The organism is Nosocomiicoccus massiliensis (assembly GCF_002871345.2).
In the GTDB taxonomy this organism is placed as follows: Bacteria; Bacillota; Bacilli; order Staphylococcales; family Salinicoccaceae; genus Nosocomiicoccus; species Nosocomiicoccus ampullae_A.
On the sequence record NZ_CP136964.1, the window covers coordinates 711,082 to 729,612 of the forward strand.

The window sequence follows — 18,531 nt, forward strand, 5'->3', positions numbered from 1 at the left end:
TATGGATACTGTAACACACGGATTAATGGGTGGTACGCTCGTTGGACTCGCAACAATCGACCCACACGTTGACGCTGTCACTGTTGGGTTCGCTTCAACGATGGTTGCCGCAAGTTTAATCCCGGATATCGATACGGTATTAAAAGCAAAAGATAATGCGACGTACATTAAAAACCACCGCGGGTTAACACATAGTTTACCATTTACGTTTGTCATTTGGCCGCTTCTACTCGCGACTGTATCAAACGTAATATTCGGCCTAGATTTTTTCCATATGTATTTATGGTCGTTGCTTGCTGTGTTCTTACATGTGTTTGTTGACATATTTAATATGTACGGTACGCAAGCGTTGCGATTTTTTGATAACCGTTGGATTCAACTCGGTATTATCAACACGATCGATATTCCAATATTAATATTACTTTCACTATATTTAGTTTTATGGGCATTTGGATTTAACCCAGTCATACTATTTTTCATCATTTATAGTATACTCGCTATTTATTATGTCATGCGTGCAATGTATAAACGCATGCTGATGAAAAAAGTCAGTCGACTGTTACCAAATTCTGAAATTCTAAGACTATTTGTTATGCCGACGATTAAATTTTTCGAGTGGCGTATCGCGCTCGTCACAAAAGACAAGTTTGTCGTCGGTCGAGCGTTTAAAACACAAGTCGTTATATATGATGAGTTCGACAAAGTCGGTCCACTTGAAGAAGAGTTATACGAAATCGTAAAATCAAACAAAGACTTTAATGCGTTTACCTACTTTTCAAGTATTTACCGATATGAAGTCACACAAGTCGATCGGTCACATATCGAGGTAAGGTACATCGATTTAAGATATTTACAAAATGGACACTACCCGTTCGTATGTATTATCATTATAAATCAAGACACAAACGACATTAAATCGAGCTTTACAGGTTGGGTATTTTCTGAAGAAAAACTCCAAAGTAAAGTCACTTAAAAATATTCCCATTGAATATCAATTCAATGGGAATTATTTTTTCATATATATATTTGTCTTTGTGTACACTGCATATAACGCCATATATATTAATGTCATCTCAGATAAAAATAATAGATCTGTCGGAATCCTATTCGTCGACCACGAAACATTTATTGCAGATAATTCAATCCCGTAAATGATGTAGTAAAATGGGTTCAACGTTAATATATTTTGTAAAATCGTCGATAAATTATCTCCGATGTAAAATACAGGTGTCGTAATTAATAAAATAACGAGTAGTGCTTTATCTGTATGCTTCCATTTTATATGCTGACGAAGTTGAATATAAAATATCGTAAACGGAACGATTAAAATCATACCGAGTATGACGTAATATCCAAGCGAGAATAATTTCAACATAAAATCAGCCGTTCTTAGTGAAAGTATCGCACTATAAAGAATTGTAAACAATATATAAAGCACTGTTTGGAATACAATTGTCGGTAATACTCTTAAATATAACGGAATGTAATTCATCCGTATAATCGAGTCTTTTCTAAATATTTCATAATAGTTCAACATCGCTGAGTGGTATAACCAAACGACTGCTGTTATACCGATTACAAAATAAGTGAGTCGTGTCATTTGGTCCGCTGATAAAAATGTGAGTCCTGCAATTAATATAATCATAAAGAAGATATAAATGAACGTCGGAATTAAGCTCGCTAAGACGTGACGCCCACGGAACGTAAATGTCTTTTTCCATAAATATTGAAATGTATGATTCATAGTTTCACCTATCTACTTAAATAAATCCATTTGTTATTTGGTGCATCATATAATACAAATCCACCATCTGTTCTAAAAATTTTATAATCTTCTGTAATGTTAAACTCACTTTTTATTTTGTCACTTTCTTTTCCACTCGTCATTAAACCAATTGAAGTATCACGGTCTAATAAAAATGTTATATCGACACCTTCAACTTCTGCTTCATATGAATCTAAACGCGATAATCTAAAGTCTGACTCAATATGACTAACGTCTACGTTTAAGTAGTTTGCATAAAAAAGATGATTGTCTAAAAATTGATCATTCATATACTGAAGCATCGTGTCGTAATCAATCGTCTCATACATACTCGACGGGTTAAATAATACGACGTTGTCTATCGGTATTTTTACTGTTTCATTATCTATCGTTGTCGTCACATTCTTTTTATTAGATTCATCGATAGCGATTAAGGCGTATTTAGGTATAGACGTATCATTGACAGTGACGTCATCACTAATTATAAACGCATAACGCAGCCTTTCGACTTGTGTCTCTTCCTCTTCTTCTTCAGCAACTTCTACAAATGGATGCTCTTCTTTTGTGAATTCAAAATCCATAACGACTAAAAAGTATGAGAGTACCATCGTAAAGAAAACGACAAACGCGATAATAAGTCTTTGTATGTTTAACGTATCGATGACCGATTCACCTTTTCGGTTTCGTCGTTTTAAACCGTGCTTAAAGTTCATCGGTTCATACATACGCTCTTTCCAATCTAAATCAAAAAGCGCTTCTTCATCCGTACTACGAATTTGAGAACGTAGTTTCATATAATCGTTATACACTTTACGACCATTTTGAACGGTGCCTTCAAAACGCATTTGGCCATAACTGAGCCATACGAAGTGGTTGGCAAGTTTTTCAATCGGTATGAAATTCGACTCGAGTAAAAACACACCGAGCTCGCGAGATTCTAACGTATTAATGATGAATTTTAATCGTTTAAAACCATCGTCGTTTAAATAACGATAAAAGTTATTATATAACGTAATATCGGCTTTTATCTCTGACGATAGTTCCATCAAAATGACTGCGATATCTTGACGCGATAATTGACTCACTGAGTTTTCCCAGTAGTCAAAAAAGAGTGGATGACGTTTTAACGATTCGAGCGACTCTTTCACTTTTCGCTCTGTCATATACTCTTCTAATATTTCAGCTATAAACGTATTTAGAGGTTTATCGTTTAAAAGATGATCTTCAACGTCTAAACTTAAAAATGAGACGTCGTATTTCACGCGACCTTCTTCAGGTTTTAAATGTCCAGAAAACACATTTTTTAAATACTTTAAAGTTGAATAATCACCGAGTATACCGAGAACTTCTCCTCGGTATAATGTAGTATTAATGTCTCGTAATATGAGATACGTCGGCTTTAAAAAGAAACGCGTATCTTTCGTGCGCTCTTTATGATAGTAGACGATTCCTGTCGCTTTATGAAGAATAATATCTTGCATTACTTTTTATCCAACTGAAGTAAGCTTACAGGTATTGCTGTTTCTGGTTCGTCTCCACCGATGTAAAAGCCCCACGCAAACACACCTTTTAAATATTCGACTTTAAAGTAGTGATCTTCGTTTGCAATCACTTTATATATTTTCCCTGGTTGAATGAGTGATAAGTCGATCATATAACACTCCGCAATTAGTGCTTGACGCTCTAATACGCGGTATTCATTTTCGACACCCATCATTTCAGCTTTACGCATTTTTTCACGCGTCTCTTGAATGTATCGCTCTAATTCAACTCTCGTCATCGTACTAAAACTCATCTTCAATTCCCTCTAACTTCTCGTTAATTTGATCGTAACTAAACCCACGGCGCATCAGTGACGCCGTTAGTTTTTGTCTTAGTTGAAATCCTTCATATTTACGTTTCAATCTATTATAATATTTTTCAAATTCTTTCTCAAAATAATCAGTGTCGTCAAACTGAATATCTGACGGAATAAAATCAAAATGTGCGTTCGTATAACCATCACGCATCAGTTTTTGACGTAACTTCATTTCGAAATGATTTGACGAACTTTTATATTTTTTTAACTCTTTTTGAGTGATTCGTTCAATACGTCCTTCGTCGACTTTGTCGTTAAATCGTTCAACTTCTTCGACGATTATATTTTCATCGATGTTTTTTTCGAACAACTTACGTTCAAGGTGTTTTGGTCCTTTATCTGTCGTATTAAAAATCGTATTACTTAAACTCGTCGCATAATGTGAGTCGTCAATATATCGTTCTTCTTTTAGACGAATAATCGTTTGATTAATAATATCCACCGCATACTCGTCTTTTAAATAGTCGATCACTTCTTGAGTGGAACGAATTTTATACGATATATATTGAATTGCTTTAATATATGCTCGGTCGAATTCAATTGATGTTTTTATATCGTCTAGCATATCTTTAGAAATTATTCGGCCAGGCAATAGCTCGTATTTTACGAGTGATTCTTCGTGTACTTTTAATTTAGACTGATCGCTAAAGTATACGTCGTAAAAGTTATTTTTTAACTGCACGACTCTTTCTACTTTCATAACGTCCTCCTAAAAAAGTTCTTGTTCAATATATGTTGCGAGCTCTTTTGTATGTGTTAATCGTTCTTTACGTCGTTTTACTCTCACGTCTGCACTATCGACTAAAAATTGTAGCGTGTTTGAGTCGCATTCAATTTTAGGAACAGGTACCGGCTTACCGTTTTCATCGACACCAACAAATGTCATAAAACAAAAGCCTGCGAGTTTCTTTTCATTACTCCCGTGACTTTCACGAGATACTTTTACCATAATTTCCATCGATGAAGTACCTGTATGTGTCACAACACCTTCTAACACGACGATATCACCGAGCTCTATCGGTTTTAAAAAGTCCATCGAGTCAATCGATGCAGTCAACACTTGCGTTCCTGAATGGCGTCTTGCAGTGATTGCTGCGATATCATCAATTTGAGAGAGTAACACGCCACCAAACATCGTATTGTAATTGTTCGTATGTTGCGGGAAAACAATTGCTGATTTTACTGAATATGATTCTGACATTTTCTTAATCATGTTGTCACCTCGATTTGTTTTAAGTAAAAAAAGAGGAGATCATCGTCTCCTCTAAAATTATGTGTTAAATTTTACGGTTTAATGCTTCTTCTCTCGTATCAACAACAAGTGCGTCTTCACTGTTGAACGCTTGTGCTAAGAAATAGAAAACTACACCGCCGAAACCTAATACAGCGACGAGAGTAATCGAAACAGCAATTAAAATACTTAACGTCATTCCAAAAAATCCGAATGAGAACATAGTTTTTACCTCCGAATCATTACTTACCTATACTACTACTATAATACCATACTTTAAATAGTGTGGGATAGACTTTTTAAATACTCCAGTCTCCATCTTTGAAGATTTGAATTTCTTCTCCATCTTTTGTTAAACCGATAATATCTGTGTCACTAGCGCCGATCATAAAGTCAACGTGCGTAATTGAATCGTTAATACCGATTTCGCTTAATTCTTCACGTGATTTTTCTTTTCCGTCTTTCACGTTAAATGCATACGCACTTCCGAGCGCAATATGACATGACGCGTTTTCATCAAATAACGTGTTGTAGAATAACGTATTCGTGTTACTGATTGGAGAATCATACGGTACGAGTGCCACTTCACCTAAGTAACGTGCACCTTCATCTGTTTCTAAAATGTTTTCTAAAATTTCGTAACCAACTTCTGCTTCAAAGTCGACTACTTTTCCGTCTTTAAACGTTAATTTAAAGTTATCGACGATGTTTCCACCGTGCGATAACGGTAACGTATTACTTACATATCCGTTTACGTTATTTCTATCTGGAGCAGTGAATACTTCTTCAGTTGGCATATTTGCCATAAAGCTACGACCTGTCGCGTCAACGCTTGAAGCCCCTGCAAAAAGATATCCTTCCGGTAAACCGATCGTTAAATCTGTACCTTCAGACACAAAACGAATCGATTTTAAGTTCGCATCGTTTAAAATATCAACTTTCTCACGCAATGTTTTATCGTGCGTATCCCATGCTTCTACTGGATTGTCTTGATCAGCACGAACTGTATAAAGAATTAGTTCTAATAACTTTTCAAATGCCACTTCTTCAGTCTCATCTGGGTAAACGAGTTTTGCCCATTCTACAGACGGATACCCTGCGACACACCATGAGTGGAAATCTGATTGTACACGTGCAGAGAAATCTTTCATCGCTTTACCTGAAGCGATTTGCATTTCTCTAAGTTTCATCGGGTCGATCCCTTTTAGTAGTTCTGGCGAACTTGAGATAATGCTTAAGAATCCAGCATGCTCGTCGCTATAATGCATACGCTCTTCTACAATCCACGGGTGAACTGTTGCGAGTTCTTCAGCTGAACGTTTTTCAGCGTGAAGGCGTGATAACGTATCGTCAGAAAGTTTCGTAACGACTTCAGCTGCTCCGCGTTCGTACGCAACACGCGTCACTTCACGAACGAGTGGTAACGCATCTGTCGTCGCTGAAATAAATAGACGTTTACCTTCGTTAATATTTACACCTACATCTACGAGTAACTCTGCGTATTTTGTTAACTTGTTGTTTGTCATATGTAGTACCCCTTTACTTTTTAAGTTTACCAATTTCGTCGATGATCATCGTTTGTTCTTTTGGTGAAATTTGTTTTTGATTTTTGATGTAGCGATGGTAATCTCTTAATTCATCAATTTTATCGTCAGGGAATTCTTCGTCACTTAAAATTCCTTTACTGACGACATTCAAAGCTTCTTCGATTTCTTTTAACATTTGTACTTTATCCATTTCGTATAAGGCCTCCCGAATCGTACTATCATAAAGTTAAGTTTACCAAATAATAGCGTTTACTGTCGATTTATATTTTCTTTCGTTTAAATGTTCGCTAAAATGGTTATATCTAAGTATTGAGAGATTTAAAGGAGACGATGGATTATGAAAAACAAACTATTACCTGCCGTTTTATTAGGTGCAGCAGTCGGAGGACTCGTTAGTCTAATAGATAAAAACACACGAGAATCTGTCATTCAAGGTTCTAAAAAAGCAATTGACTATGCAAAACATCCAGACGAATTAAAAAATCAATTTGCGTCAAATTCAAGTGAACCATCAAAATTTGAGCAAATTAAAGAAGAGGTTCTATTCTGGAAAGATACGTTCGAAGAAATTCGCCGTAACAACCCAGAGCTTGAAGAATCACTTAAAAACGCAAAAGCAATTTTCGATAAAAATAAAGATCAAAAGCATCTGCAATAATACAATATAGAGCGTCGAATGGCGCTCTTTTTTATAGGAGGTATGTGTATGAGTAAAGAAACGAACCGTGAACGTAACACCGATTTTTTAAATGAGTTAAAGCACGGTGATGATTACAACAAAGAACATAAAGCTCAAGGCAACAAAGGCGAAACAGCACAGGCTAAAGAAGATGCGTTAACAGAGCAAGAAAAGGCCGAGGCTGAATATAAAGAACAAAAAAAAGAAGACGAAGCTGACGAAAAGAAAAAAGAGAAAAAACTCATGAAAGAGTTAAATGAAAAACAAAAAGAAGATAACAAAAAGCACGAGTATTTCGTCGGGTATCAGACGTTCCAATCAGTCGTTCCTAAACCTGGATCATCTGTATACGTCTCAAAAGTGAATAAACCCGTTCAAGTAAAAGACGACGCTGGATTTTTAGGTAAGTTGTTATTCCAGTTTAGTAAAGACAATACGACAGGTATGGCAGCTCAGCTTGCGTACTATTTATTACTTTCAATCTTCCCTGCGTTAATCTTTTTACTGACTATCATACCGTTATTTAATGTCGATCAGTCTCAATTTACAGATCTGATCAATGAATACGCACCATCAGAGATTTCTGGTATGCTGACAGGTATTTTAGACGACGTGCTATCGAGTAGTTCTGGCGGATTACTGTCTATCGGTTTACTCTTAACGCTATGGTCTGCCTCGAACGGTATGAACCAGTTAATGAGTGCATTTAACGTCGCTTATGATGTTGAAGACAATCGTAACGGAATTGTCTCTCGTATTTTATCTGTAGTATTTACACTGATACTTGCTCTCGGTATTGTCGGTACGTTCGTGTTAATGATTCTCGGTAACCAAATCGGTAGTTTCGTTTTTGGTTTTGTTGATGCAGAACAGTTAAAATTTGTATGGAACTTAGTGAGTAATTTACTTCCTGTATTACTCGTTTTCGTTTCATTCTTAATCGTTTATATTTTTGCACCTAATATTAAAGTGAAAATTAAATCTGTACTACCAGGTACGATTACTGCAACAGTGCTATTCATCGTCGCATCACTCGGATTTAGTTTTTATGTTTCTAACTTTAGTAACTACTCTGCAACATACGGTAGTATCGCAGGGGTTATCATTTTAATTTTATGGCTATATATTACGAGTATCATTTTAATTTTAGGTGCTCAAATTAACGCAATTAAACATAAAGAATACTTAAACGTCAATGAAGACGGGAATAGAGATAAGGTAGAAAAAGCATGAGATTACTCGATACGTTATTAGAAAACAATGAAAAATTTGTTGAAAACAAAGATTATTTAAACTATCAAACGTCAAAAACGCCAGATAAAAAAGTGCTAATCGTTTCATGTATGGATTCTAGGCTAACGGAACTAACTTATAAAGCACTCGGTCTTAAAAATGGCGATATTAAACAAGTCAAAAACGCTGGCGCTATGATTACACACCCATACGGCAGTACGATGAGAAGTATACTCGTCGCTGTATATATGCTCGGTGTTGAAGAGGTTATCATTATGGGTCATAATGACTGCGGATTTGGTGCGTTAAAGCCAGAACCGATTTTAAAAGAAATGCACGCGCGCGGAGTCAGTGAAGAAGTGATTAACACGTTAATGCATTCAGGAATCGACGTCGTCGACTGGTTACAAGGCTTTGATAGCGTAGAAGAAAGTGTAGCGGAAAACATCAAAATTGTTAAACAACATCCTTTAATGGATAAAAATGTTCCTGTTCACGGTCTTGTCATGGACCCTGGTACAGGTGCTGTAGAAGTTATTCATAACGATTACTAAAAGAAAAAGACGATCAAACTTAAAGTTTGATCGTCTTTTTGTTACTCTACTTCAGTGAGTAATACTGGGCCATCTTTAGTGACCATAATTGTATGCTCTTTTTGAGCGACATAACTACCGTCTTTTGTTTCAAATGCCCAGTCGTCTTTTCCGTCATAAACGAGAGTTGCTTTCGTTGAAATAAACGGTTCAACCGCAAGCACCATACCTTCTTTAAGAATCGTCTTATCCGATGCATCATAATAATTTAAAACGTGCTGTGGTTCATCGTGTAAACTATATCCAACTCCGTGCCCTGTTAAGTTTTTAATGACTGTCATATTATGTTTACGTGCTGTATTATGCACTGCACGCCCAATTTGAGATAGCTTCGCTCCTGGTCTTACTTTTTTCATCGCTTCGTCAAATGCCAGTTCAGCAACGTCGATAACTCTTTGCTTTTGTTCATCATCCACTTCTCCAGCGACAAATGATAAACCTGTATCTGCATAAAAACCGTCCTTCATTGCAGAGACGTCAATATTCACAAGATCTCCATCTTTAATGACTCGTTTTCCTGGAATACCATGTGCTACTTCTTCGTTAATACTAATGCACGTATATCCCGGGAAGTCATATTCAGTAATCGGTGCACTTTTTGCACCGTACTTTTCGAGTAAAGCACCTGCATAGTCGTCGACTTCTTTTGTCGTCATCCCTACTTTTGTGTACTCGATTGTCTCTTTTAATACGCGTCCACAAATTTGACCGATTTCTTTTAATCCTTCTAGTTCTTTATCTGTTTCAACTATCACTTTAAACCCTCGCTTTTTTCTATATTTATATAGTATAACAAATCATATTTTATTTTAAAAAGTCGTATATTGTCATGTTCCGATACGATCGTTTTTCTAGGTCCGAAACAGTGACACCGATTAAACGAATCGGTATCGTCGGATCTTTTAACTCGTAATACAAATGATGCGCGACTTCATATATGTCTTCTGTACGAAATATTGGATTACTCGTCCCTGTTTGTTTTGTATGCACTGTAAAATCGTCGTGACGAATTTTTACTGTGACGACGCGTCCACATAGTTTTTTATCTTCAAGTCTTACGGATACTTGTTCTGACAAATCTTTTAAAACACGTACCATTTCTTCATCGTCATTTCTATCGTAACTAAATGTCGTTTCTTTACCTACAGATTTACGTTCACGGTCGTAATCGAGTTGATTCGTTCCAATCCCTCGTGCCTTTTCATATAGACTTCTTCCTCTTTTGCCAAAATGAAAGATTAAAAAATTTTCGTCTTTGTCGTATAAATCTTGCCCGTTAAATATTTTAAGTCGGTGCATCTTTTCTTTCGTTACTTTACCGACTCCTGGGAAATCACCGATATCCAGGTGCATTAAAATTTCGTCGACGTTGTCGTAATCGATTACCGTTGTACCGCTTGGTTTATTCATACCTGAAGCGAGTTTTGCGAGGTATTTATTGTATGAAATCCCACTACTAGACGTGAGTCCCGTTTTCTCAAAAATATCGTGTTGAATTTGTAACGCAATTGATTTCGCAGGTCTAGTTTTACTCACTAAATGCGTAATATCGAGGTATGCTTCGTCTAAACTTAATGGCTCAACGATCTCTGTGTACGATAAAAAGATATCCATAATTTGACTCGACACTTCACGATATCTGTTAAATCGCGCACGTAAAAAGATTCCGTCCGGGCATAACTGATGCGCACGACTCATTGCCATTGCACTATGCACACCGTATTTACGCGCTTCGTAACTCGCGGTCGAAACGACGCCACGGCTAAAAGACCGCCCACCAACGATGACCGGTTTCCCTCTTAATTTAGGATTATCGTTTTGTTCAACTTGTGCATAAAAAGCGTCCATATCTATATGAATAATCCGTCGCTCCATTATCCTCACCAACAATAGTATACCAAAAATCGAACATTTGTTCTAAATTTAAATCTAAACGTTTATCGTTATAATATGATTAGGAGGAATCATTATGATTATTATCGGCGGCGGTATTATGGGCTTGTCAATCGCCTACCACTTACAACAACATACAGATACAATTGTGTACGACCGACAAGATGAAGGACAAGCGACTAAAGCTTCAGCTGGTATCATCTGTCCATGGGTCAGTCAAAGACGCAACAAGTTATGGCTCGATATGGTCACTAAAAGTGCGAAGTATTATCCAGAGTTTATTGAAACACTCGCTAAAACTTCACCAATTAATCCATCATTTGAACGTAACGGTGCGTACATCTTATTCGACGACGAAAAGAAATATAGTAAAGCGCTGAAACGTATTCAAAAAAATAATGACGTATACGAAGAAATGATTTCTGTGTCAGAAGATGCGCCTGTAGAATATTTAAACAACAAGTACTATAACATATTCGTTGAAGGTGTGATGCAAGTAAAAGGCGATGCACTTTTAAACGCATTAAAAGATGCGTATTTAAAATCCGGTGGCACGATTAAAAATGAATCATACATTCCAAACGATGATGATTTTAAAATTTACGCAACCGGTGCATACGGCGCTGAACAACCTTTTGAACCAAAAGTCAGCCACCAAAAAGCTGAGATTTTACACGTGAAAACTTCTGGTCACTTTGAACATCTACCGGTCGTCATGCATAGAAGTCACTACATCGTTAACTTAAGTAAAAACCACTTTGCTATCGGTACGACACATATTGATACGGAAAGCTTTGACGTCACTCCGACAAAAGAAAATGAGGAGTATTTATTGAACGTATTTCAGGAGTTTTATCCTAATATAGAAATTGTGGAACAGTTTATGAAAGTTGGTCTCCGTCCATATACGAGAGACTTCCTACCGTTCATTGGATTTGTCGATGAAAGAACATTCGTCGCGAATGGTCTCGGATCAAGCGGATTAACAGCTGCTCCATTTTTAGGAAAAGTAATTGCTGACACTATTATTTTTAACGATGCTGAACTCGATATTAATAAGTATAGTTATTTATAAATAAAAAATGAGCTGATACTTTATCAGCTCATAAAAAATTGAGTCGTCACATATGCTGCGTAAACAACAGCTACGACGTTTAATAATAAGGCAATAATCGCCCATTTATCTTTTCGTTCTTTGACGCTTGTCGCACTAAACAGTACGCCGAGCACTGAAAATAAAATCGTCAGTGTCCATCCGAAATCATTTTCCATAAAAATCGGTAAAAAGACACCAACTAACGGGATTATAAAACTTAACACTAATAAAGACATGATGTCACCCCATATTATAAAGGTACTTTTTAAAGCTTACAGGTTCACGTTTATATAATTTAAACATGAAATACATTAAAAATAATACACTTTCTTCAACGCGTAGTGTGTGATCGTTTACGACGATTTCATCTTCAGTAATACGACCAATCGTCACACCTTCTTTTACCATCTCTAGCGTATTCGCCACGCGTTCTGTAAATGAATAGTTCGAATCGTCAATCACCCCATCGACTCGAAAATTCATTATATTATGTATTTTTCTTTCTTTAAATTTAAACTTCTCATCATCCGTAAATAATTCATAACGAGCGACGTTCATATCTTTAAAGCGGCGCTGACGTAATCCTAAAAAGTAACTTTCACCGTCTCTATAACGAAACAAAAAGCTATGTTCCTTATCGAACTTTTCACGCGGGTTCAAGATGATTTCACCAATCTTCTGACTCGCTTCGTTCGTAATATAGACATGACTTTCACGGTGTCGTCTCTCCACTTCAAAATAATAATGCTTCATGAACGTCCCTCCTCAATTTATTTCAATTCGGTTATATTAATGAGTTCTTAAATATTTTGCAGCGATTTCTAACATATCAACATTTAAGTGATACATCTCACCAATTAGGTTAAACACCGCATCTTCAGACAGTACACCTTGGTTAATATCATCGTATTCGTCAGTCGTATTCGACACCTCGAGGTCATTTAAATATTCCTGGCTACCATAATAATTTTTCAGTGCATTATATTCATCTAAGTTCTCTTCGAACTTTTGAAGGAGGTTTTGCATTTCATCCTTAAGATCTGCACTACGGTTTAAAATCTCTTCATAACGAATAACATCTTTTTTCATGCCAACACACCCTATACAATAGAATTAATTTAAGTATACCACTAAGAGTCGGTGAATTGTTCTATGATTTTTGGTTGAGTTTAGGTTTTGGGTCGTTTAATTTTACAAGATGAAAAACCGATCCGCTGTTTAACGGTTTTTATTCTGGACAACCGATGTCAGCAGGACCGTTTTCGGATTAATTTTACGCAAATCCGATTTGTGTTAAAAGCGTTGCGCGTTCGTTGACAATTAGAGCTTTTGTGTGCAATTAACTGGGTACCCTTTAACTTATTTCGCAGTTGTGTAAAATTAATTTTATTTCGTTTACACAAAGGGCGTTTCCGTTAAAGGTACCTTCGTTAATTTAACAAGATGAAAAACCGATCCGCTGTTTAACTGTTTTTCATCTTAAAAATTAGTGGCAGCAGGACCGTTTTCAGTTTAATTTTACGCAAATCCGATTTGTGTTAAAAGCGTTGCGCGTTCGTTGACAATTAGTGCTTTTGTGTGCAATTAACTGGGTACCCTTTAACTTATTTCGCAGTTGTGTAAAATTAATTTTATTTCGTTTACACAAAGGGCGTTTCCGTTAAAGGTACCTTCGTTAATTTAACAAGATGAAAAACCGATCCGCTGTTTAACGGTTTTTATTCTGGACAACCGATGTCAGCAGGACCGTTTTCGGATTAATTTTACGCAAATCCGATTTGTGTTAAAAGCGTTGCACGTTCGTTGACAATTAGAGCTTTTGTGTGCAATTAACTAGGTACCCTTTGACGTATTCCGCAGTTGTGTAAAATTAATTTTATTTCGTTTACACAAAGGGCGTTTCCGTTAAAGGCACCCTCGTTAATTTAACAAGATGAAAAACCGAGCTACTGTTAATCAGCTATTTCTCTATATATTGAACACCGCGACCATTACCTACTCGCTGATAATGCGAATTTAACACTTTTCTATAGTGATATCTTGAGATTTTCTCTCCTGTGAAATTATAGAGATTAGAAATTGTTATTTTCATCTCTGGAAATAGTGTTTGGAAATCTTTAATTGCTTGTAGGACGACCGCTTCTATTGGAGTTTTCCCGTTACATTTCTGACATTCATAATACGTTCGATTGTTTAATATAATTTCTCCTCCATCATCACTACAAAACAAAGATTTCTTTAAACTTTCATAGTAATAGTTGATGTCTAACCTTCGTTCTTCTAAATGTCTAAACTGATATATACTCTCGACAAGCTTTTTTGTACCTTGATCTGCGTGCTGATATTTTAACCGCAATTCATTTAAAAACTTTTTAAGTTGACCGCGCATGATTATATTAAGACCACGCGGTGATTCATATAGATGAAAATCTTTACCAATGAATACGACGTAACTTTTTATTGGAAGAGTATTCCCCACCTTTTGAGTCAGACGATTGAATAATATTACTGTATTATCCAGTTGCTCTAGTGGTGATCTCACTTTACTAGTGAATTTTGTGTTGTAAAAATCACCATCTCTAAACAGATAGTCTCCATGATAATTCTTTACTTCGAATATAAAAATTGCGTTTCGAAACACAACCAGTGCATCAATTTGTCTAACTACTCCATCGACTGAAAATGTAAAATCTGTGAGTATACAGGCACTCTCACCAACTAAATTCATCAAGAAACCTTTAAACTCCTCTTCCCCGCTGTAGCCTCTTGTTAAATTTTCCAAATAATATAACTGCTCATTCGTTAAATCCATTCTCCATTTCAGCGCATCAAGTTGTCTATGTACGAGTGATTTCATAGTAAAAACTCCTTTTTAGACATACATTAACTCATATCAGGCAAATACAAAAACTCCATAAATTCACGTAAATCATTACATTCTTTAAAATCTGAATCATTTAATCATCTATTTTTTATAAATCGATTAAAAACCTAGCCATATTTTAAAAGTGGCAATAATGATAATTTATTGTTTCCATAATAAAAGCCTGAACTCAAAAAAGTTCAGGCTTCATTCTTTAACTTAAAAATACTTGTAATAAATGCTACTATGAACAAAAGCAATACTACAAATAAAAATATTTTTCTGTATGGAATTAACATATCAATATTCGAAAATAGAAACGTTCCACCGAATGCGACAAACAATAAAACGAATAGCCATTTAAATTTCATATTATCATTCCTCATCAAAAGCATTATATAACCCTCTAAATCCAAATACGAGTATGACGATCGTCACTGCAAATGTAAATACATAATAAAACGGTTTAAACGGTAGTAGAGTTTCATAATGACTTACTACAAAACCGCCTAAAAATATTGCGAGTGATGCTATAAATAAAATGACGAAGAACTTTTTAACATTCATCTTTACACTTCCTTAACACTCTTCTACTTACTATTCATTATACATTTCAAACACTTTGATTTCATCTTTACATCAATTCGTTTCATATTGTAAAGATTTTGTAAATGTTCTATAAATCGCTTTATTTCAATGGTTTCAGGGTACTAAAATTATAAGTAAGTAAATAATATACATATTTTAAATAAACATTCTCAAGGAGATAAGGAATGAATAAAACACGATTCATTTTGCTGAACATTGTAGTTGCTCTGTTTTTAACTTCTTGTCAAGCGGTCGAACAGGCGATTGAAGACACGTTCAGAAAAAGTCCTGAAAAATTGAACAAAGAAGACAGTGAACAATCGTTAACCGATACAGTTAAAGGATTGTTTTTAGACGAGAGCAATGAAGTCATTACTTCTTCAGACATTATTAAAGATGCAGAAGAAAAGTATGGTACTGAGTTTGATGTCGAAATCAATCGACAATTTGATTTGTACTTAAAAGAAGAGAATATCAATCGTTATTTGTCTGAAGAAGAAATCATGGAAATTATCAATGTTTTCAAATCAAATAATCTTTTGACAAATCGTGACAAACGCGATGAGATTATGGAATCTCTTTTCGAACTTGTCGGTACACGTGAATTTTACGTGTATGAAGGGCGTATCATGCTGAATTCTACTAATCTATACGTGTATGTTGTCGATCCAAATAATACAAAACATGTCGACCTATATTATTATAATATGTCAATCGGATCATGGAGTATCATCCCTGAAAAACTAAAGGAAGATGTCGATCCCGTCACTGCATCGATTCAAGTGTCTCAATTTAATTTTGATAGCTATGAAAAAATTGTAGATACGGCGATAGAAATTTTAAAAGATATGGGCGAATACGATGAATCAACCACAATTATTAACGATAATAATATCGCAACGATCCAGTCGCGATTTGATGGAAATGACGTGTCTTTTAACACTCTACTTAAAGGAACGAGAGAAGATTACCATTTAACTTTTGATCATAAGGGCAATCTTATAAAGAAAGAGAGGATTTAACATGATGTTTATACTACTCATATTCTTTTTTATGTACGTGTTTCCAATATTTTTCTTATATATACCAGCTATTCGAACTACACCAATCGTTGCGACGATTCTTTTAGTTGTCGGGGTTGTACTTTATCTCGTACAAACATTTATGATTTATAAATTGGTAACGAGACCACAAAAACTATTGACGCAACATGAGGATATTAGGTACTCAGGCCAACTCGTACACGCTGAAATATTAAATGAAGAGGTTATACAAGAAAACAGTAATGAAATTTCTAAAAGGTTACTCGTAAAATTTTTAAATTTAGCAGGAAATCCTGTAAAGTCATATGTTAAAGTTGTCGATTCAAAGCCACACGAACACCGTTTTGAAAGAGGTAAAACGATTGATTTAAAGTTAAATAAAAACGGTTTTCAGCCTCCGTTTACTCTTAATGACGGAGAATACGAAACAAAGACGAGTCCTTTTGCTTCGGTGTGGATTATTTTTAACATCGTCTATATGATTGGATTTTTTATAGTGACGTATTACGTTCAAAATGACGGATACGGCTGGAGGTTTTTAAGCCCAGTAACGTCTTGGATATGGGCACCGATTTCTGGGATTATCCTTTTAAGAATATTACTAAAGCTATCGAGTAGTTTTGATATCGTCATGAGATACCACCCACTCATTTCTTTTAATTCTGAAGAAGAGTTTGGAGAATTGTTATTATATGGAAAAACTGTCGAAGGTGAAATTCTCAGTTACTCTCAAACTGGACTTCACGTAAACGAACAACCTCAAGTGCTTTTTAGCATCCAGTATGTAACAGACGAAGGCAAAAAACTAACGAAGCGGATTAAAAATGTCATCAGTTTAACAGAACTACATGAACTTAAAAAAGGAAAGGCAGAAATCATCTACCTTCCCCGTGATACGGATATATTCATGGTTCAATTCATAGAAGATGAATAACTATACCTCCGAATGCTCCAGTCAACACGACGACCCATGGTGGTAATTTCCAGTATGTAAGCATACTAAATAATATTGCGCCTAATGCAAAGTCAATTGGTTTTAAAATCGAACTCGTCCAAATCGGATGATATAACGCAGAAATTAAAATCCCGACAACCGCGGCATTCACACCCATGACTGCGCCTTTAATGTTCGGGTTATTTCGTAATTGATTCCAAAACGGTAACGTGCCAAGGATGAGTAGAAATGCAGGTAGGAAAATCGCAATCGTTGCGATGAGTCCGCCTAGCCATCCATTCATTACTGCACCGATATACGCAGCAAAAGTAAATAAGGGACCAGGAACTGCTTGAGTGGCACCGTAACCTGCTAAAAATTCCGCTTCACTTAACCATCCTGTTGGAACAAATTCTTGTTCTAATAGCGGTAACACGACGTGCCCACCACCGAACACTAATGCGCCTGACCGGTAAAAGCTATCGAACATCGCAATCCAGTATGATCCGGTCGTTTCTCTTATAACCGGTAGCAATACGAGCAATACGAAAAACAGAATAAGACAAGTCGCTGAAAATCTTTTACTAATTGGGAAACTGGTGCTTAGTGCTTCATCTTTGTTATGGTTTTTATAAATTAAAAACCCGATTACACCAGCAATTATAATCACACCGACTTGCGTAAAAGCAGCCGGCCAAAGCAGTGTAATAATTAACGCAAATAAAGCGAGTGCTTTTCGATTTAAGTCTGGTGTTAAACTTTTTGCCATACCGATAATTGCATGTAAAACGACTGCAACTGCTACAATTTTTAATCCGTGAATCCATCCTGCGTTTGCAACGTCAAACTCTGTTAAAAATAAAGCGAATAAAATCAGTAAAAGTACGGACGGGAGTGTAAACCCAATAAAAGATACGATTCCACCGAGAACACCTCCACGCATCACACCGATACCAATTCCAACCTGACTACTCGCAGGACCTGGTAAAAACTGAGATAATGCAACTAAATCCGCGTAGCTCTTTTCGTCCATCCATTTTCTTCTACGGACATACTCTTCGTGAAAATAACCGAGATGTGCAGTCGGCCCACCAAATGAAGTTAAACCGAGACGCGTAGATACGAACAAAATTTCTAAAAGTGCCTTCACACTACTACGTTTATCTTTATTCATCACTCTCTCCTTTTAAGATTTATTTAAATTAACA

Annotated in this window: 23 protein-coding genes; 7 read left to right on the forward strand and 16 right to left on the reverse strand. The window is 35.9% G+C overall.

Annotation, left to right across the window (positions count from 1 at the left end; all coding sequences use genetic code 11):
- Nucleotide 1 precedes the first annotated feature (1 nt).
- On the forward strand, nucleotides 2-973 hold the full coding sequence (locus CJ229_RS03780; RefSeq protein ID WP_102167756.1) for a metal-dependent hydrolase: 972 nt from the start codon (nucleotides 2-4) through the stop codon (nucleotides 971-973).
- Between the two features lie 33 nt (nucleotides 974-1,006).
- Here CJ229_RS03780 and CJ229_RS03785 read toward each other — a convergent pair whose 3' ends face one another.
- From CJ229_RS03785 to CJ229_RS03820, 8 genes are all read right to left on the reverse strand, one after another.
- Nucleotides 1,007-1,744 (reverse strand): hypothetical protein, encoded by a 738-nt coding sequence (locus tag CJ229_RS03785; protein ID WP_102167755.1) that lies wholly within the window; start codon nucleotides 1,742-1,744, stop codon nucleotides 1,007-1,009.
- Nucleotides 1,745-1,752: 8 nt separating this feature from the next.
- Nucleotides 1,753-3,246, reverse strand: a complete 1,494-nt coding sequence (locus CJ229_RS03790) for a P-loop NTPase family protein (RefSeq protein WP_102167754.1) — start codon at nucleotides 3,244-3,246, stop codon at nucleotides 1,753-1,755.
- Nucleotides 3,246-3,560 (reverse strand): YfhH family protein, encoded by a 315-nt coding sequence (locus CJ229_RS03795; RefSeq protein WP_068128706.1) that lies wholly within the window; start codon nucleotides 3,558-3,560, stop codon nucleotides 3,246-3,248. Before CJ229_RS03795 ends, CJ229_RS03790 begins: the two co-directional genes overlap by 1 nt.
- Nucleotides 3,550-4,323: a regulatory protein RecX gene (locus CJ229_RS03800; protein WP_102167753.1), complete on the reverse strand. Its 774-nt coding sequence runs from the start codon at nucleotides 4,321-4,323 to the stop codon at nucleotides 3,550-3,552. Before CJ229_RS03800 ends, CJ229_RS03795 begins: the two co-directional genes overlap by 11 nt.
- Nucleotides 4,324-4,332: 9 nt before the next feature.
- Nucleotides 4,333-4,836 (reverse strand): acyl-CoA thioesterase, encoded by a 504-nt coding sequence (locus tag CJ229_RS03805; protein ID WP_068128709.1) that lies wholly within the window; start codon nucleotides 4,834-4,836, stop codon nucleotides 4,333-4,335.
- Between the two features lie 64 nt (nucleotides 4,837-4,900).
- Nucleotides 4,901-5,077 (reverse strand): hypothetical protein, encoded by a 177-nt coding sequence (locus CJ229_RS03810; protein WP_168162127.1) that lies wholly within the window; start codon nucleotides 5,075-5,077, stop codon nucleotides 4,901-4,903.
- Nucleotides 5,078-5,153: 76 nt separating this feature from the next.
- Nucleotides 5,154-6,380, reverse strand: coding sequence for an aminopeptidase (locus CJ229_RS03815; RefSeq protein ID WP_102167752.1), 1,227 nt, complete (start codon nucleotides 6,378-6,380; stop codon nucleotides 5,154-5,156).
- A gap of 13 nt (nucleotides 6,381-6,393) precedes the next feature.
- A complete protein-coding gene (locus CJ229_RS03820) occupies nucleotides 6,394-6,591 on the reverse strand; it encodes a DUF1128 family protein (RefSeq protein ID WP_040928250.1) in 198 nt (65 codons plus the stop codon).
- Between the two features lie 147 nt (nucleotides 6,592-6,738).
- Between CJ229_RS03820 and CJ229_RS03825 the strand changes: the two genes are divergently transcribed.
- The 3 genes from CJ229_RS03825 to CJ229_RS03835 are packed head-to-tail and all read left to right on the forward strand — an operon-like array spanning nucleotide 6,739 to nucleotide 8,867.
- Nucleotides 6,739-7,059: a hypothetical protein gene (locus CJ229_RS03825; RefSeq protein WP_068128714.1), complete on the forward strand. Its 321-nt coding sequence runs from the start codon at nucleotides 6,739-6,741 to the stop codon at nucleotides 7,057-7,059.
- Between the two features lie 48 nt (nucleotides 7,060-7,107).
- The gene (locus CJ229_RS03830; protein ID WP_246828777.1) at nucleotides 7,108-8,313 is read left to right on the forward strand and encodes a YihY/virulence factor BrkB family protein; all 1,206 of its coding nucleotides are present in this window, start codon (nucleotides 7,108-7,110) and stop codon (nucleotides 8,311-8,313) included.
- A complete protein-coding gene (locus CJ229_RS03835) occupies nucleotides 8,310-8,867 on the forward strand; it encodes a beta-class carbonic anhydrase (protein ID WP_068128715.1) in 558 nt (185 codons plus the stop codon). Before CJ229_RS03830 ends, CJ229_RS03835 begins: the two co-directional genes overlap by 4 nt.
- Nucleotides 8,868-8,908: 41 nt before the next feature.
- Here CJ229_RS03835 and map read toward each other — a convergent pair whose 3' ends face one another.
- Together map and dinB are read right to left on the reverse strand one after the other, a co-directional pair.
- The gene (gene map, locus CJ229_RS03840; protein WP_070456302.1) at nucleotides 8,909-9,661 is read right to left on the reverse strand and encodes a type I methionyl aminopeptidase; all 753 of its coding nucleotides are present in this window, start codon (nucleotides 9,659-9,661) and stop codon (nucleotides 8,909-8,911) included.
- A 49-nt stretch (nucleotides 9,662-9,710) separates the two neighbouring features.
- On the reverse strand, nucleotides 9,711-10,784 hold the full coding sequence (dinB, locus tag CJ229_RS03845) for a DNA polymerase IV (protein WP_068128782.1): 1,074 nt from the start codon (nucleotides 10,782-10,784) through the stop codon (nucleotides 9,711-9,713).
- A gap of 91 nt (nucleotides 10,785-10,875) precedes the next feature.
- Between dinB and CJ229_RS03850 the strand changes: the two genes are divergently transcribed.
- A complete protein-coding gene (locus CJ229_RS03850) occupies nucleotides 10,876-11,874 on the forward strand; it encodes an NAD(P)/FAD-dependent oxidoreductase (RefSeq protein ID WP_102167751.1) in 999 nt (332 codons plus the stop codon).
- A 23-nt stretch (nucleotides 11,875-11,897) separates the two neighbouring features.
- Here the strand turns inward: CJ229_RS03850 and CJ229_RS03855 are convergent, their stop codons facing one another.
- The 5 genes from CJ229_RS03855 to CJ229_RS03875 all read right to left on the reverse strand — a co-directional run bounded on the left by CJ229_RS03855 (nucleotide 11,898) and on the right by CJ229_RS03875 (nucleotide 15,325).
- Complete coding sequence (locus tag CJ229_RS03855) at nucleotides 11,898-12,131, reverse strand: hypothetical protein (protein WP_068128722.1); 234 nt, start codon at nucleotides 12,129-12,131, stop codon at nucleotides 11,898-11,900.
- Between the two features lie 4 nt (nucleotides 12,132-12,135).
- On the reverse strand, nucleotides 12,136-12,648 hold the full coding sequence (locus CJ229_RS03860) for a hypothetical protein (protein WP_068128724.1): 513 nt from the start codon (nucleotides 12,646-12,648) through the stop codon (nucleotides 12,136-12,138).
- Between the two features lie 36 nt (nucleotides 12,649-12,684).
- On the reverse strand, nucleotides 12,685-12,984 hold the full coding sequence (locus CJ229_RS03865; RefSeq protein ID WP_070623565.1) for a DUF4298 domain-containing protein: 300 nt from the start codon (nucleotides 12,982-12,984) through the stop codon (nucleotides 12,685-12,687).
- Nucleotides 12,985-13,855: 871 nt separating this feature from the next.
- On the reverse strand, nucleotides 13,856-14,752 hold the full coding sequence (locus tag CJ229_RS03870) for a nuclease-related domain-containing protein (protein WP_102167750.1): 897 nt from the start codon (nucleotides 14,750-14,752) through the stop codon (nucleotides 13,856-13,858).
- 381 nt (nucleotides 14,753-15,133) lie between these two features.
- Nucleotides 15,134-15,325 carry a hypothetical protein gene (locus CJ229_RS03875; protein ID WP_102167749.1) on the reverse strand — a complete coding sequence of 64 codons (192 nt, stop codon included), beginning with the start codon at nucleotides 15,323-15,325 and terminating at the stop codon, nucleotides 15,134-15,136.
- Nucleotides 15,326-15,531: 206 nt separating this feature from the next.
- Here CJ229_RS03875 and CJ229_RS03880 point away from each other — a divergent pair, with 206 nt between their 5' ends.
- Both CJ229_RS03880 and CJ229_RS03885 read left to right on the forward strand, forming a co-directional pair.
- Complete coding sequence (locus CJ229_RS03880; RefSeq protein ID WP_102167748.1) at nucleotides 15,532-16,368, forward strand: hypothetical protein; 837 nt, start codon at nucleotides 15,532-15,534, stop codon at nucleotides 16,366-16,368.
- 1 nt (nucleotide 16,369) lies between these two features.
- The gene (locus tag CJ229_RS03885) at nucleotides 16,370-17,323 is read left to right on the forward strand and encodes a hypothetical protein (protein WP_102167747.1); all 954 of its coding nucleotides are present in this window, start codon (nucleotides 16,370-16,372) and stop codon (nucleotides 17,321-17,323) included.
- Here CJ229_RS03885 and CJ229_RS03890 read toward each other — a convergent pair.
- Nucleotides 17,307-18,497: a chromate transporter gene (locus tag CJ229_RS03890; RefSeq protein ID WP_102167746.1), complete on the reverse strand. Its 1,191-nt coding sequence runs from the start codon at nucleotides 18,495-18,497 to the stop codon at nucleotides 17,307-17,309. The genes CJ229_RS03885 and CJ229_RS03890 overlap by 17 nt on opposite strands.
- Nucleotides 18,498-18,531: the final 34 nt, after the last annotated feature.

Bases quoted from the DNA above. Each gene is read 5' to 3' on its own strand.
- CJ229_RS03780 (WP_102167756.1), top strand. From the start codon at position 2: ATGGATACTGTAACACACGGATTAATGGGTGGTACGCTCGTTGGACTC.
- CJ229_RS03785 (WP_102167755.1), bottom strand. From the start codon at position 1,744: ATGAATCATACATTTCAATATTTATGGAAAAAGACATTTACGTTCCGT.
- CJ229_RS03790 (WP_102167754.1), bottom strand. From the start codon at position 3,246: ATGCAAGATATTATTCTTCATAAAGCGACAGGAATCGTCTACTATCAT.
- CJ229_RS03795 (WP_068128706.1), bottom strand. From the start codon at position 3,560: ATGAGTTTTAGTACGATGACGAGAGTTGAATTAGAGCGATACATTCAA.
- CJ229_RS03800 (WP_102167753.1), bottom strand. From the start codon at position 4,323: ATGAAAGTAGAAAGAGTCGTGCAGTTAAAAAATAACTTTTACGACGTA.
- CJ229_RS03805 (WP_068128709.1), bottom strand. From the start codon at position 4,836: ATGATTAAGAAAATGTCAGAATCATATTCAGTAAAATCAGCAATTGTT.
- CJ229_RS03810 (WP_168162127.1), bottom strand. From the start codon at position 5,077: ATGTTCTCATTCGGATTTTTTGGAATGACGTTAAGTATTTTAATTGCT.
- CJ229_RS03815 (WP_102167752.1), bottom strand. From the start codon at position 6,380: ATGACAAACAACAAGTTAACAAAATACGCAGAGTTACTCGTAGATGTA.
- CJ229_RS03820 (WP_040928250.1), bottom strand. From the start codon at position 6,591: ATGGATAAAGTACAAATGTTAAAAGAAATCGAAGAAGCTTTGAATGTC.
- CJ229_RS03825 (WP_068128714.1), top strand. From the start codon at position 6,739: ATGAAAAACAAACTATTACCTGCCGTTTTATTAGGTGCAGCAGTCGGA.
- CJ229_RS03830 (WP_246828777.1), top strand. From the start codon at position 7,108: ATGAGTAAAGAAACGAACCGTGAACGTAACACCGATTTTTTAAATGAG.
- CJ229_RS03835 (WP_068128715.1), top strand. From the start codon at position 8,310: ATGAGATTACTCGATACGTTATTAGAAAACAATGAAAAATTTGTTGAA.
- CJ229_RS03850 (WP_102167751.1), top strand. From the start codon at position 10,876: ATGATTATTATCGGCGGCGGTATTATGGGCTTGTCAATCGCCTACCAC.
- CJ229_RS03855 (WP_068128722.1), bottom strand. From the start codon at position 12,131: ATGTCTTTATTAGTGTTAAGTTTTATAATCCCGTTAGTTGGTGTCTTT.
- CJ229_RS03860 (WP_068128724.1), bottom strand. From the start codon at position 12,648: ATGAAGCATTATTATTTTGAAGTGGAGAGACGACACCGTGAAAGTCAT.
- CJ229_RS03865 (WP_070623565.1), bottom strand. From the start codon at position 12,984: ATGAAAAAAGATGTTATTCGTTATGAAGAGATTTTAAACCGTAGTGCA.
- CJ229_RS03870 (WP_102167750.1), bottom strand. From the start codon at position 14,752: ATGAAATCACTCGTACATAGACAACTTGATGCGCTGAAATGGAGAATG.
- CJ229_RS03875 (WP_102167749.1), bottom strand. From the start codon at position 15,325: ATGAATGTTAAAAAGTTCTTCGTCATTTTATTTATAGCATCACTCGCA.
- CJ229_RS03880 (WP_102167748.1), top strand. From the start codon at position 15,532: ATGAATAAAACACGATTCATTTTGCTGAACATTGTAGTTGCTCTGTTT.
- CJ229_RS03885 (WP_102167747.1), top strand. From the start codon at position 16,370: ATGATGTTTATACTACTCATATTCTTTTTTATGTACGTGTTTCCAATA.
- CJ229_RS03890 (WP_102167746.1), bottom strand. From the start codon at position 18,497: ATGAATAAAGATAAACGTAGTAGTGTGAAGGCACTTTTAGAAATTTTG.